Origin of the sequence: Mycolicibacterium sp. MU0053 (assembly GCF_963378095.1) — a bacterium.
Classification (GTDB): Bacteria; Actinomycetota; Actinomycetes; order Mycobacteriales; family Mycobacteriaceae; genus Mycobacterium; species Mycobacterium burgundiense.
The window spans coordinates 4,279,703-4,292,629 of the sequence record NZ_OY726397.1; the positions used below are offsets into that span (position 1 = coordinate 4,279,703).

A 12,927-nucleotide genomic window follows, 5' to 3' on the forward strand; every position below is an offset into this window, starting at 1 on the left:
CTAACCTGTGACGACAACGATCACGCCCGGTGGCTGCTCCATTAGTTCGGGAAGTCGGGGCTCAACTGGGGCTTCCAGCGCTCGACCGACGTCTTCGGCGGCGGCTTGCTCGCCCTCGGCATCGCCGAAGTACACCGTGGTGACCTCCACGCTGGGCAGCGTCAGGTTGCCGGTCTCGGTGACCGGGAAGCCCTCGTCCCGCAACCGGGTCGCCGCCCGATCGGCCGCGCCCGCGACCTCGGAGATGTTGTAGACCCGCACGTCGGCCCGGGGCGCGGGCTCCGCTTCGGCGGGTTCCTCGGTCGGACTGGGCGTCGCCGAGGTGGTGGTGACGGTGGCCGCCGAGGTGCCGTCCTCGTCGTCGCCTCCGCCCAGGGCCTGGAAGCCGACCAGCAGAAAGATGACTCCCAGGAAGAGCAGCACCATCACCATGGCGCGCAGGGGTAGGCCGGAGGAATCCGGGACGCGCTCGTTCATCCGGCCCAGCCTAGCGGGTACGACGTAGTGGTTCGCGGAGCCTGCGGAGCGAACCGCGGAGGAGTCCGGCAATCCAGCCTGAGCCGGGCCACCCGGGTGCAGCGAAAATCAGGTGACCTCGAAGCCCAGCCGGCGGGCGGCGCGCGCCTTCTGCCGGCTGGCCCGCAGTCGGCGCAGGCGCTTCACCAGCATCGGGTCGGCGGCTAGTGCCTCCGGCCGATCCACCAGCGCGTTGAGCACCTGGTAATAGCGCGTCGCCGACATCGAGAACAGCTCTTTGATTGCCTCTTCCTTCGCGCCGGCGTACTTCCACCACTGCCGCTCGAAGGACAAAATGTCGTGCTCGCGACGGGTCAGCCCATCGGTGAGCTCAGCGTCATCACCCGACCGCTCAGCCCTTGCCATGGCGCCGTCCATATCGTCTTTTGGCCCTTTCGCCACCCGAATCACATCGCTACCTACTGCGCGAACATTCAACCACGCCCGCAACAGTTGACACGGGACCAAACGCCGCGCGTCGGCTGACTTAAGCTTGCCGACCATGGCAGTCAGACCAATTGTGATCGTGGGAGATCCGGTCCTACACACGGCGACCCAACCCGTCCCGGTCGGGCCGGACGGTTCGCTGCCGGCCGAGTTGGCCGATCTCATCGCCGACATGTACGACACCATGGACGCCGCGTACGGGGTTGGCTTGGCCGCCAATCAGATCGGCGTGTCGCAGCGCGTATTCGTCTACGACTGCGCCGACGAGCGGGGCAAGACCGCCCGCCGTCGCGGCGTGGTGGTCAATCCGGTGCTGGAGACCTCCGAGGTCCCCGAGACCATGCCCGACCCGGAGGACGACGACGAGGGCTGCCTCTCGGTGCCCGGCGAATCGTTCCCGACGGGCCGGGCCGACTGGGCGCGGGTGACGGGGCTGGACGCCGACGGGACCCCGATCAGCATCGAGGGCGAGGGCCTGTTCGCGCGGATGTTGCAGCACGAAACCGGGCACCTCGACGGCTTCCTGTACCTCGACCGGCTCATCGGGCGGCATGCCCGCGCGGCGAAGAAGACCGTCAAGCGCAACGGCTGGGGAACACCCGGGCAGTCCTGGATGCCCGGCGAGGTCCCCGACCCGTTCGGGCACTGACCATGCCGGTCGAGTTGCCCGCGGTGGGCAGTCGGGTCAGCCTCCGGTACCGGCTGCCCGCCGGTTCGGCCTCGCCGCTGACCGACGTCGTGGGCTATCTCGACAGTGCGGGCCCAGAGGTGGTGGTGCGCACCAAATCCGGTGAGCTGATCACTGTGGCCGCGGCCGACATCGTCAGCGTGCGTGAGCTTTCCCACATTCCGGTGCGCAACTCGCAGATCCGCGCGCTCGAGCACGCCGCGGCGATGGCCTGGCCCGGCGTCGAGCAGCAGTGGCTGCACGGCTGGTTCCTGCGGGCCGGCCACGGCGCCACCAGCCGCGCCAATTCCGCCGTCCCGCTGGAGGTATCGGCTCAGCTGGCCGCGGTCGCCGAGGTCGCCGACTGGTATCGCGCGCGCGGGCTGGCCGCCTGGCTGGCGCTGCCGGAACGGCTGCTGTCGGTCCGGTCGGAGGGCGTCAAGCACACCCGGGTCATGGTGCGCGACATCGACATCACACCGGTGCCCGAATCGGTGCGGTTCGCCGAGGTGCCCGATGCGGCGTGGCGCCGGGGGTACCAACGGGATGTCCCGGTCGAGGTGCTCACCGCCGTCGTCGACGGCGAGGTGACCTTCGCGACACTCGACGACGCCGCGGTGGGCAGGGGTGCGGTGACATCGGCGCCCGACGGCACCCGGTGGCTCGGCATCTCCTCGGTGCGGGTCGCCGCCGAGCAGCGCGGACGCGGGCACGCCCGCGCCGTGTGCGAGGCATTGCTGGCGTGGGGCGCCGCCCGCGGGGCCGGTCGCGCCCACGTCCTGGTGCGCTCCGAGAACGCCGCGGCGGTCGCGTTGTACACCGGGCTGGGTTTCCGCCTGCATCACAGCCACCGATACGTGGCGGCCGAGTCGCTGCTGGGCTTTACGATTTAGCGCATGAGCCAACCCGCCGAACCGCGAAAGCGGCTGTGGCAGCGCATGACGCTGGCCCGCTGGCGGAAGACGGGGGTGGTGGCGCTGTTGGCGGTGACGGCCGCCTTCGGCGGGCTGCGCGAGGCCGACCACGTCACCCCGGTCGCGCTGGAATCGCGTTATGACGCCGGCCCCCTGGCGATCACCGGTCATTCGGTCGAGGTGGCGTCCGGGGTGCCGTGGTTGCGCATCGACCTGGCCCCGGAATGCCGATTCGTGGTGCTCGACGCGACCATCACGAACAACGCCGACGGGGCCGCGCCGATCGCCGAGCAGCGGTTCCTGTCGGGGAATGCCGACGATTGCCGGGACTTCGGCGCGCCCGCGCCCACCGACGCCGTCCTGCTGGCCAATCTACCGAACCGGTACGCCGGCTCGTTCCGGGTGCGCGACGGTCAGACGGTTCCGATTGCCGAGCCCGGTTTCACCGAGCGATTCCGGCTGGCGTGGGTGGTTTCGGCGGCCGATCTGGCCGGGGTCTCCGACCTGAAGTTCGACTTCCGGAACATGACGCGCGGCTACTCCACGTTCCGGATCTCGCGCCAATGGTTCGCCGACGAGGACCGCTACGGCGAGCTCACGGTGGCCAACCCGGTGACCGCGTGACCGGCCGGACCCTGCTGCCGCCGGCGCGGGTGGGGCTGGCGTTGGCCCTGGTGGCCGCGGCCATGCTGCTGTGGAAGAACATGCCCACGAAGACGGACACCTGGGCGCCGATCGCGGTGGACGCGCGCGTGGGCGAACGCGTCGTCGGCCGCGATCTCGCGGTGACGGTGCACCGCGTCGACCTGGTGAGCGCGCTGACGCTGCAGCAGCGCGGGCAACCGGTCCGGGTGCCGGCCACCGCGGCGTGGCTGGTGTTCTCGCTCACCTACGAGCCCTTGCACAACGACGGGCGCCCCGTGCTGCAGCTGGTCGCCGACGGCCGCAACTACCAATCCAACCTCGGCTCGTTCCGCGGACCGGCCGTGGCCGCCGGGACCTCCAAGCGCGGGGTCGCCGCGTTCGAACTGCCGAACATCCCGGCCGCGGCGGTCTTCAAGGTGGCCAACCAAACCCGGGAACGCTGGGGCAACCCGCTCGACGCCCCGCTGGACTCGCAGATCGCGCTGCCGGTCGACGTCGCGGCGCTGTCGTTGCACGATGCGGCGGACCTCGACGCCCTGGCGGCCGGATGAGGTCCTGGTTGACCCGGCACCGCTGGGCGTTCCCGGTGATCGCGGTGACCATCGCGCTGATCGGCGCCACGGTGATCTACCCGATGTGGTGGCGCAACATGGGCTATCTGCAGGCCGCCGAGAACGTCGCTGCCGGCGACTCGGTCGACATCGACGGCGTGCGGTGGCGGCTCGCGCCGCTCGCCCCGCCGGATTTCGTCGACGCCGACACCGCCCCGGGCACCCGCCCGGTGCTTTACGTGCTGACGCATGAGGTCGACGGGCGGTCCTCGACGGTGCCGGATCGCTACGCGAAGTGCGAAGTGGCATTCGTCGACGACGCGGGCCGACGCTGGTTGCCGCGGGCCCTGCCGTTCGGCTCCTACCCGTGGCTGGAAGCCGAGGGGCTGACGGCGGACTGTCGCAAGCCGCTGCCGTTGGTCGCCTACGCGCAGGTACCGGCAGACGCCGAGATCAGCGCGGTCGAATTGCTGTTGAGCAAGTTTGCCGACGAGAACCTGCGGGTGGCGCCGGATGTGTCGGAACTAACGACGGTCGTCCGATTCGACACCCGCTGAACGCAATTCGCCCGCCTGGGCGCGCACCTGGTCGACGCAGTACAGGTAGGTGGCGGCGACCAGGCAGATCCGCAGCGGTTCGATGAGCGCGCCGATGCCGATCCGGATCGCGTCGGCGAAGCTCTCCCACCACGGCCACGGGTGCGGCCCCAGCAGCACCGCGATCCACCGGAACAGATAGCCGTCGGTGACCTTGATGTCGAAGTACGCGCCGCCGGGCGCGAGCACCAGCAACCCGATGTAGGCCGCCACGAAGAACGAGATCGGCAGCAGCCCGCCGTGCAGGATCAGCCGGCCCGCGTCGACGATGGAGCCGAACCGGCCGAGCTGGCCGCGGATGAATTCCAGCAGCCGGGACTGCAATTCGCCCGGGACCCGCTGCCAGCGCGGCTGCAGGACGGTGCGACTGAGTTCCAGCGCGTGGGCGGCGACGACGTCGGCGCGGTGCCCGAGCATCACCCGCCGGGCCCCGGCCCACGTCGGCGTGAACGGGGTGCCGTACACCGAGGCGGTGATCGCCAGCCAGGCCAACGACAGTCCCAGCACGGGGACCAGCAGCGCGGTCAGCGCACCCACCCAGGACCACCACTGGTTGAGGATCGCGAAGTGGGAGAACACCTCGGCGCGCGTTTCGTCGAGCCACACCATCGCGCGCCGCTCGGCGATCCACTTCGGCGAGCCGAACAGGGCCGCCGCGCCAGCCTGCAGCGTCAGGAAGATCCACAGCACCTCGAAGTACACCGCGAGCGCCATGGTCCAGCGGGGCAGCTTGCCGCGGAATCGGGTGATCAGCTGGCGCAACACGAACGCCACCGCGATCACCACCCAGACGTCGCCGCCGACCTGCCCCGAGGTGACTTCCCGGACGGCCTCCGCATCGCCCTGATAGACGGTGGTGAAGTCGACGGTGGTGACGTAGATGTAGTAATCCTCGTAGATCAGCTTCCAGGTCGCATAGATCACCAGAAACGGCAGGATCGCCGTCATCAGGATGTCGGTTGTCCCCCTTGCGTTCTGGCCGTCGTCGCCGACGTGCTGCAGGCCGGGGGTCACCGCGCGGATCGCCAGGAACATGCCGAGGAAGGTCAGCAACCGGACGATGGGCGCCAGCACCACCACCAGGCTGCCCCAGGTCCGGCCGTGCGACAGGCCCACCTCGATGGCGCCCTGCAGCACCCAGTACCGCACGAACCAGCCCACCAGATACAGCGCGACCAGTGTCGGCCAGGTCTGCCACCACAGCCGGACCGTGTCCGCCGCGATCGTGCGCATCTTCGCTCCCCCCTTCCGGCGGGAACAATAGCGCGAAGCGCGAGGCCCTACGATCTGATCCATGCGCCTGGCCACCTGGAACGTCAACTCCATCCGCACCCGCGTGGACCGGGTGGTCGACTGGCTGGGCCGGGCCGACGTCGACGTGCTGGCCATGCAGGAAACCAAGTGCACCGATGCCCAGTTCCCGACGATGCCGTTCGCGGCGCTGGGCTACGAGGTCGCCCACGTGGGCCTCAACCAGTGGAACGGCGTGGCCATCGCGTCCCGGGTGGGCCTGGAAAACATCGAGGTCGGGTTCGAGGGGCAGCCGACGTGGTCGGGCAAACCCGATGTGGAGGCCGCCGCCGAGGCGCGCGCACTGGGTGCGACGTGCGGCGGAGTGCGGGTGTGGAGCCTGTATGTGCCCAACGGGCGCACGCTGGAGGATCCGCACTACCGCTACAAGCTGGAATGGCTCGCGGCCCTGCGGGATACGGCGGCCGGTTGGCTGCGCGACGATCCGGCGCTGCCGATCGCGTTGGTCGGCGACTGGAACATCGCCCCGCAGGATGACGACGTCTGGGACATCACCGCATTCGAGGGCCGCACGCACGTCTCCGAGGCCGAGCGCGCCGCGTTCGACGCCATGACCGAGGCCCAATTCACCGATGTGGTGCGGCCTTTCACCCCCGGGCCCGGCGTCTACACCTACTGGGATTACACCCGATTGGCATTCCAGAAGCGCCGCGGCATGCGGATCGACTTCATCCTTGGCTCACCGGCGTTGGCCGAGCGGGTCACGCACGCCGAGATCGTCAAGGACGAACGCCGCCCGGGCAAGAAGGGCAGCATCGCGCCGAGCGATCACGCGCCGGTGTTGGTGGAGTTGGCGGACGGGTAGTCGCAGCGGCGACACCACCAACCCGGGGCGCCTCGCCCCGGCGGTTCCATTCACCCTGAATTTATTCATTTCGCGGCCCACCACCCGGTGTTACTTTTTCTTCTCGGGACCTGACCCACTTTTCCCATGGCCCCGCAATTGCCGTTGCAAACAACGGCTCCGCTGATGCCCCCATTCGCGTTGGCGGTGCGCTCCCCTCCCGACCACAACGAATACGAGAGACGACGTGGCAACCGGCCAAAAAAGAATCTTCAACGATGTGACCGAAACGGTGGGCAATACCCCCGTGGTGCGATTGAATGAGCGCTTCGCCGTGGCGAACACCGAGCTACTTTTGAAGCTCGAATATTACAATCCGACCGCGAGTGTGAAGGACCGACTCTCGGTCGGCGCGATCAATTTCGCGGAGCAAAGCGGCCAACTGCCCCCGGGCGGCACAATCGTGGCTGCCAGCAGCGGAAACCTCGGTATTGGACTCGCCGCGGCCGGGGCCAGTCGCGGTTATCGCGTGGTCATAGTCATTTACGAAGACACCAGTTACGAGCGCAAAGTCGTCATCCAGAACCTGGGCGCAGAACTGGTGTTGACACCCAAGGAAGACGGCGTGCGCGGGTCGGTCGAGGAAGCCGAGAGAATTGCCGAGCAAACACCCGGTGCATTCTTCGTGAACCAATTCATCATTCCCATCAATCGCGAGATTCATCGGCAAACGACCGGGCCGGAAATATGGGCGGACACCGCCGGAGACGTCGATGCTGTGGTCATCGGGGTCGGCTCGGGCGGAACAATCAGTGGGATCGGCTCATTCCTGAAAGAAAAGAACCCCGGTATCAGGATATTCGCCGTCGAACCGGATAATTCCGCGGTGCTCAGCGGCGAGAAATTCAATCCCCACAAGATCTACGGACTGGGCCCCAATTTCAAGAGCCCGAATTTCGCGGACGAGGTCGTCGACGAGGTGCTGCGCGTCACCGAGGACGACGCCGCTGCCACCGCCCGCGAGCTTGCCAGATACGCCGGAATCCCCGCCGGCCTCAGCGGCGGAGCAGCGGTCGCCGCCGCCAGGCAAGTTGCCGAACGTCGAGACCCCACCATCCGCACGATCCTCACGCTTGTTCCCGACTCCGCGGATCGCTACATATCCAGCTATCTGTTCCAGGACACCTTCGATGAGAACGGAGCGTTTCGTACCCATGTCTCAGTCTGAGCAGGATCAACTCGAAGCGCGCGCCGCGCGCCTGCGGCAACCGGGTAAGCAATTCAGTTTGGGATTCTTCACCCAGGTACCCAGCCCCGCCGACCGGCCGGCGAAGAGAACCTATGACGAACTCATCGAAAGCATCGTTGCCGCCGAAGAACTCGGGTATGAGAGCGTCTGGATCGGGCAGCACCATTTCAGCCCCGAGGACGGCAGCGTGCCGTCGCCGCTGGTCGTATTGGCGGTTGCCGCGGCACGGACGACGCGGATCCAGCTGGCAACAGCGGTCATAGCGTTGCCGTTCGAACACCCGATCAGGCTCGCCGAGGATCTCGCGGTGCTGGATGAGGTATCGGGTGGCCGAGTCCAAATCGGACTGGGCGGTGCCCGAGGGGACCTGCAGGCCTTCAATGCGTTCGGCGTCGACTTCAACGCCCGGCACGAGCTGTTCGATCGCAATCTCGAGGTCCTGCATCATCTGCTGGAACAGCGCAGTGTCCGCGATTTCGGCCAGACCCCGACGGTTCAGTTGAGCACCACGGATGCCCCGTTCGAGCGCAATTCTGCGGGGCGACTGTCGGCCTCCGACTCGGTGGCCGGCCAGCTGGCGAGCGCAGACCTGGAGCCCAAGCACCTCTTTCCCAACGTGCCGAGTCTCAGAAGCAGGCTGTGGCAGACCGCCAGCAGTGAGGACCGCGCGCGAAAGATCGCCCAGAACGGAAACGGACTCCTGATCGGTGCGTTCCACGACCATGTCATCTTCCATCAGCTTCGGTTCATCGTCGGTTACCTCGAAGAATGGCTGGCGATCAATGGGAATCTGGAAGAAGCCCGAATCGGTGCGCAGCGGTTCACCTTTCACGGCGAGAATGCCGACGCGATAGCGCGCGCCCTCGCTCCGGACGTGGCGTCGACGCAACGGGGGCTGGCGGCTCGTTTCCCGCAGCTGGGGTCCGCGTCCCCGGAAGAGTATCTACGCACCGTGGCGCGGACGGGCACCGCGCAGGAGATCGTCGCGCAACTCCTGGACGATCCCGCGTTGTTGGGTTTCATCACCGACTTCTTCCCGACCACGGGGCTGTTCCCATCCGTGCGGACAGGCACCGCCGGAGCGGATCTGGACATCGAACGCTTGCGGGTGTTCGCCGAGGAAATCGCGCCGGAACTGGGCTGGAAGCCGGCAGTTGCCCCATAGTCGTAGCTCCACCACCCCCTCACGTCACATTAGGAGACCGCCCGTGCTAAACCTCGAATTCATCCGGCAGTCAAGCGCATTGGGATATGCGCTGTTATTCGGTCCGGGTATCGTGCTGTTGCTCATCGCCCTCGTGGTGAAGGGAGCGGTCCGGACGACCCACAACTACGTGATCTCCGGTCGACTGCTGGGCTTCGGGTTCGGGGTGGCGTCGCTCATCTCGGTGTGGACGTGGTCGATGGCGGTGATGCTGTCGTCGGCCCAGGCCTACACCTGGGGCACTTCGGGTCTGGTCTGGTTCATCGTGCCCAACGGGCTCGCGGTGATCATCATGGTGCCCTTCGCCTTGAAACTGCGCCAGAAGATGCCGTCCGGATACACCCTCGCCCAGTTCATTCGGGCGCGGTTCCAGAACTCGGTCAGCAGCGTGGCGACGTTGGTGTTCCTGATCGGCGCGCTGCTCGGCGTCATCATGATCAACCTCGCCGGTTTGGTGCTGGTGATGAACAAGATCTTCGGGCTCACCCCGATCAGCATCGTCATCACCGGCATCGTCGTGGTCACCGTGTACTCGTATCTCGGCGGACTGACGACGTCGGCGGTCACGGGAACCTTGAACACGCTGCTCCTCGGCGTCGGGTCGTCCGTGGTGGTGCTCTTCGTCCTGGCCAAGGCCGGCGGCGCGGAGCTTGTCTTCAACGAGGTCCAGGCCCGCGGCGATCAGCACCTGAACCCCTTCAACCCGGTCACCGCCGCGAGCTTCGGCCTGGCCTTGGCGCTGGGGTTGCTGACCAACGTCATCGCCGATCAGTCGTTCTGGCAACGTGTTTGGGCGATCCGGCCCAAGGACCTCGGCCGCAGCTTCTTATGGGCAGGCGTGTGGTTCTACCCCATCCCGATGGCACTGGGCCTCCTCGGCTTCATCGGTGTCGCCTACGGCGTGACGCCCGAACAGCTGGGGTCGCTGGGTGCGGGAGCGATCGGTCCGCACGTCATCGCAAGTCTCGGCCTGCCGGTGTTCATCATCGCCCTGTACACGCTGGTGGTCGTCAACGCGTGCTTCGCGGCCATCGACGGCGCCCTCTCGGGGGTGACGTCGCTGGTCGCGGTCGACATCGTCAATCGGTACTGGCCCAAGGTGTCCGAGCGCACGCTGCTCACCATCACCAAGACCAGCATGATCGTCGCGGCCGCGGTCGCCGGGGGTGTGGTGCTGACCGGTATCGACTACGTGAATCTCGTGACCACGGTGTACTTCTACGGCACCAGCCTGCTCATTCCGGTGACCCTCAGCATCTTCTGGTCGCGCATGACCGGGACGGGATACGTGGCCGGCGTGCTTGCGGGTATCGCGGTCGGCGGACCGCTGCGGGAGACGCTCGGGCCCACTTACGGCCCGCTTTTCGGGATCATCGGTTTGATTGCCGCGTCGGCGATCGTCTCGGTCGTGGTGAGCTTGCGCGCCAACACCCGCTTCGACTTCGACAGCCTCGCCGAAGGTTCGGCGGCACTGCTCGAACGCGACGCCAGAACCGCTGCCGCGAGCAGGCCCACGGATGATCCCGTTGCCGGTGACGCCGTCACCGCCGGACAGCAATAAGAGCAGAAAGGCATTGTCGTGACCCTCTTCTACCTCGGCGCGGGCATCAGCCTGGTGCTTGCCGTCAGCTACCTGATCGTCGGGACGCTGAGCTTCCTCCGGATCCGGCGACAGTTGGCGGACGGTACGGGCGTCGACGCGACCGATGACGAACTGGACTCGTCCGAAGTCGCACTGGTTCCGGGCTTCACCTGGAAGGCCACCTTGGCGGTATTGACGTCGTTTGTCGTGCTGATCATCGCCTCCTACAGCGGCACCTTCTGGTACGTGCTGGCATTCAGCGGACTCGGCACCGCCGCAGCGGTGATCGTGGCGTTCATCATCGAACTTCGCGGCGACCGGGCGCACGTGCGCGCTGAGACGGCGACCTCAGCGCCGCAGAACTAGTGCCTCGTCCGCCTTCTTCCCCAGCACCTTCTGCACGGTGTGCCGGTCGATCTGATCGAGGGTCAGGACCGCTTGCGGCCGCGTGATGCGCGCCATGTCCTCAGCACTCGGCTGCGGCACGTCGAGCAGAATGTCCCGGGCGGTGTCGATGTCGATGTTCGTGTGAATCCACTGCGCGCTGTCGGTCCGGTGGTCGGCGGTGACGAACCAGTTGGCGATGAACAGGCGTTGGCGCGGTATCAGTGTCCAGACCTTCTGACGAGCCAGTGCCGACCGTCCACCAGGTCGGGTGATTGCCAGCCACGCGAGCTTGCGGTCGGAGACGCCGGACAGTTCCCAGAACGCCCACCCGCGCGCCGTGATGCCCGTCGGTAGGTCGTCGACCCTGGCGCGTTCGGCCAGGCCGGGGATCAGCGGGCGGAAATCAGGCAGGTCGTCGTGGCTGGTCATCAGTCGTCTCATCCTTGCCGGCGGGCGCCTGCACCGCGGGGGCGCACGTTTCGTCAGCCATTCCCGTCACTCTGGCACAGCGCAGTGACACGCTCCGTCCCGCAGCCACGGGCCCAGCACCCCGGTCCGGCGAGTCCTCCACGCGCGCATTTCCGATGAGTCAACGTCACACCCCGATGGCATACTCGAACGCATGTTCGATATGGAGTCGTTGCCGCGGGTCGGGGCGGTGTCTGAGCTGGACACCCGCGGCCTCATCGACGCCATCGGCGCCACGGCCCGACTCGAGGCCGCGACCACCGCGCGCCGCCTGGCCGCGGTCGCGGAGTTGTTCGACCGTCGCCTCCACGAGGTCGACGCGTCCGAGCGCGAACAGTGGCTCATCGACGGCCACGAGCAGGTCACCGCCGAGGTCGCCGCCGCGCTCGGCATCAGTTCCAAGCGCGCTGCCGGCCTCGTCCGCGTCGCCACCAGCCTGTACGAACGCCTGCCGCGCGTGGCCGCCGTGTTCGCCGAAGGCCGCGTCGACTACCGGGTGATCGCCGCAATCGTCTCGCGCACCGAACTGATCCTCGACGACGCCGACGTGGCCCGCATCGACAGCGCCCTGGCGCGCCAAGTCCACCGCTGGAACCGGCTGTCGCGCAACAAGCTCACCGAAGTACTCGACACGGCCGTCATCACCATCGATCGCCTCGCGCGTAAACCGGCCCGCAACCCCGCCGAGGACCGCGAAGTCGGAATCGGACCCGACCGCGCCGGGATGGCCGAACTCTGGGGCACCGTTCACACCCCCGATGCCATCGCCTTTGATGCGCGCCTCGAGCACCTTGCCGACACCGTCTGCGGCAACGATCCGCGCACCAAAGCCCAACGCCGCGCCGATGCCGTGGGCGCGCTGACCGCCGGCGCCACCCGGCTACCGTGCCAGTGTGGCCGCGAGGATTGCCCAACCTTCAGCGAACCCGCGCCACCGCAGCCCGAAGTCGTCGTCACCGTCATCACCGACGCGACCCAAACCATTGGCTACGCGCCCGGATTCGGCGTTCTCGACGAGAAGGCACTGGCTGAAGCAGTCGCGCGGGCCACCGCAAAGGTACGCAAGCTCGCCCACCCCGGTGAGGCCGCCGCCGAGACCGGCTACCGGCCCTCGACCGCACTGGCCGACTTCATCCGCTGCCGCGATCTGACCTGCCGCTTCCCCGGCTGCGACGCCCGGGCCGAGGTCTGCGACATCGACCACACGACCCCTTGGCCCTACGGCCCCACCCACCCCTCCAACCTCAAACTTCTCTGCCGTCGCCATCATTTGCTCAAAACTTTCTACACCGGCCCCCGCTGGTGGCAGGACACCCAGCAACCCGACGGCACCGTCACGTGGACCTCCCCCACCGGTCACACCTACACCACCAAACCCAATGGCGCCCTGTTCTTTCCGGTCCTGGCCAAACCCACCGGAGCACTCACGCTGACCAGCAGTCCACCGCCCGGTCCGATGCGCGGGGCAGCCATGCCCACCCGCGCCACGACCCGCGCACAGGAACGCCTCGCCCGCATCACCTACGAGCGCAACCGCAATGCCATGCACTACGCACTGAACCCTGAACCGCCCCCACCCTTCTGAGCCCGCACTAGCGGAACGCTG

The 12,927-nt window shown here is 67.4% G+C and carries 15 protein-coding genes; 11 read left to right on the forward strand and 4 right to left on the reverse strand.

The window, feature by feature from the left end; all coding sequences use genetic code 11:
- On the reverse strand, nt 1-477 hold the full coding sequence (locus tag RCP80_RS20410; RefSeq protein ID WP_308479402.1) for a LytR C-terminal domain-containing protein: 477 nt from the start codon (nt 475-477) through the stop codon (nt 1-3).
- A gap of 108 nt (nt 478-585) precedes the next feature.
- Nucleotides 586-894: a nucleoid-associated protein NapA gene (locus tag RCP80_RS20415; protein WP_308482956.1), complete on the reverse strand. Its 309-nt coding sequence runs from the start codon at nt 892-894 to the stop codon at nt 586-588.
- A gap of 124 nt (nt 895-1,018) precedes the next feature.
- On the opposite strand from RCP80_RS20415, the gene RCP80_RS20420 reads away from it, so the two are divergent.
- The 5 genes from RCP80_RS20420 to RCP80_RS20440 are packed head-to-tail and all read left to right on the forward strand — an operon-like array spanning nt 1,019 to nt 4,297.
- Nucleotides 1,019-1,612 carry a peptide deformylase gene (locus tag RCP80_RS20420; RefSeq protein WP_308479403.1) on the forward strand — a complete coding sequence of 198 codons (594 nt, stop codon included), beginning with the start codon at nt 1,019-1,021 and terminating at the stop codon, nt 1,610-1,612.
- Between the two features lie 2 nt (nt 1,613-1,614).
- Nucleotides 1,615-2,523, forward strand: coding sequence for an N-acetylglutamate synthase, CG3035 family (locus tag RCP80_RS20425; protein ID WP_308479404.1), 909 nt, complete (start codon nt 1,615-1,617; stop codon nt 2,521-2,523).
- Nucleotides 2,524-2,526: 3 nt separating this feature from the next.
- Nucleotides 2,527-3,168 (forward strand): hypothetical protein, encoded by a 642-nt coding sequence (locus RCP80_RS20430; protein ID WP_308479405.1) that lies wholly within the window; start codon nt 2,527-2,529, stop codon nt 3,166-3,168.
- Nucleotides 3,165-3,740 carry a hypothetical protein gene (locus RCP80_RS20435; protein ID WP_308479406.1) on the forward strand — a complete coding sequence of 192 codons (576 nt, stop codon included), beginning with the start codon at nt 3,165-3,167 and terminating at the stop codon, nt 3,738-3,740. Before RCP80_RS20430 ends, RCP80_RS20435 begins: the two co-directional genes overlap by 4 nt.
- The gene (locus RCP80_RS20440) at nt 3,737-4,297 is read left to right on the forward strand and encodes a hypothetical protein (RefSeq protein WP_308479407.1); all 561 of its coding nucleotides are present in this window, start codon (nt 3,737-3,739) and stop codon (nt 4,295-4,297) included. The genes RCP80_RS20435 and RCP80_RS20440 overlap by 4 nt, the downstream gene beginning before the upstream one ends.
- On the opposite strand, the gene RCP80_RS20445 is transcribed toward RCP80_RS20440, so the two are convergent.
- The gene (locus RCP80_RS20445; RefSeq protein WP_308479408.1) at nt 4,265-5,569 is read right to left on the reverse strand and encodes a hypothetical protein; all 1,305 of its coding nucleotides are present in this window, start codon (nt 5,567-5,569) and stop codon (nt 4,265-4,267) included. The genes RCP80_RS20440 and RCP80_RS20445 overlap by 33 nt on opposite strands.
- Nucleotides 5,570-5,630: 61 nt before the next feature.
- Here RCP80_RS20445 and RCP80_RS20450 point away from each other — a divergent pair, with 61 nt between their 5' ends.
- The 5 genes from RCP80_RS20450 (at nt 5,631) to RCP80_RS20470 (ending at nt 10,832) form a co-directional block, all read left to right on the forward strand.
- Nucleotides 5,631-6,452 carry an exodeoxyribonuclease III gene (locus RCP80_RS20450; protein ID WP_308479409.1) on the forward strand — a complete coding sequence of 274 codons (822 nt, stop codon included), beginning with the start codon at nt 5,631-5,633 and terminating at the stop codon, nt 6,450-6,452.
- Between the two features lie 226 nt (nt 6,453-6,678).
- Nucleotides 6,679-7,659, forward strand: a complete 981-nt coding sequence (locus RCP80_RS20455; RefSeq protein ID WP_308479410.1) for a PLP-dependent cysteine synthase family protein — start codon at nt 6,679-6,681, stop codon at nt 7,657-7,659.
- A complete protein-coding gene (locus tag RCP80_RS20460; RefSeq protein WP_308479411.1) occupies nt 7,565-8,845 on the forward strand; it encodes an LLM class flavin-dependent oxidoreductase in 1,281 nt (426 codons plus the stop codon). Before RCP80_RS20455 ends, RCP80_RS20460 begins: the two co-directional genes overlap by 95 nt.
- Nucleotides 8,846-8,888: 43 nt before the next feature.
- Nucleotides 8,889-10,445 (forward strand): sodium:solute symporter family protein, encoded by a 1,557-nt coding sequence (locus tag RCP80_RS20465; RefSeq protein WP_308479412.1) that lies wholly within the window; start codon nt 8,889-8,891, stop codon nt 10,443-10,445.
- Nucleotides 10,446-10,463: 18 nt separating this feature from the next.
- Nucleotides 10,464-10,832, forward strand: coding sequence for a hypothetical protein (locus tag RCP80_RS20470; RefSeq protein ID WP_308479413.1), 369 nt, complete (start codon nt 10,464-10,466; stop codon nt 10,830-10,832).
- Here the strand turns inward: RCP80_RS20470 and RCP80_RS20475 are convergent.
- The gene (locus RCP80_RS20475; protein ID WP_308479414.1) at nt 10,815-11,282 is read right to left on the reverse strand and encodes a hypothetical protein; all 468 of its coding nucleotides are present in this window, start codon (nt 11,280-11,282) and stop codon (nt 10,815-10,817) included. The two genes, RCP80_RS20470 and RCP80_RS20475, sit on opposite strands and share 18 nt — an antisense overlap.
- A gap of 193 nt (nt 11,283-11,475) precedes the next feature.
- Here RCP80_RS20475 and RCP80_RS20480 point away from each other — a divergent pair, with 193 nt between their 5' ends.
- On the forward strand, nt 11,476-12,906 hold the full coding sequence (locus tag RCP80_RS20480; RefSeq protein ID WP_308479415.1) for an HNH endonuclease signature motif containing protein: 1,431 nt from the start codon (nt 11,476-11,478) through the stop codon (nt 12,904-12,906).
- Nucleotides 12,907-12,927 lie beyond the last annotated feature (21 nt).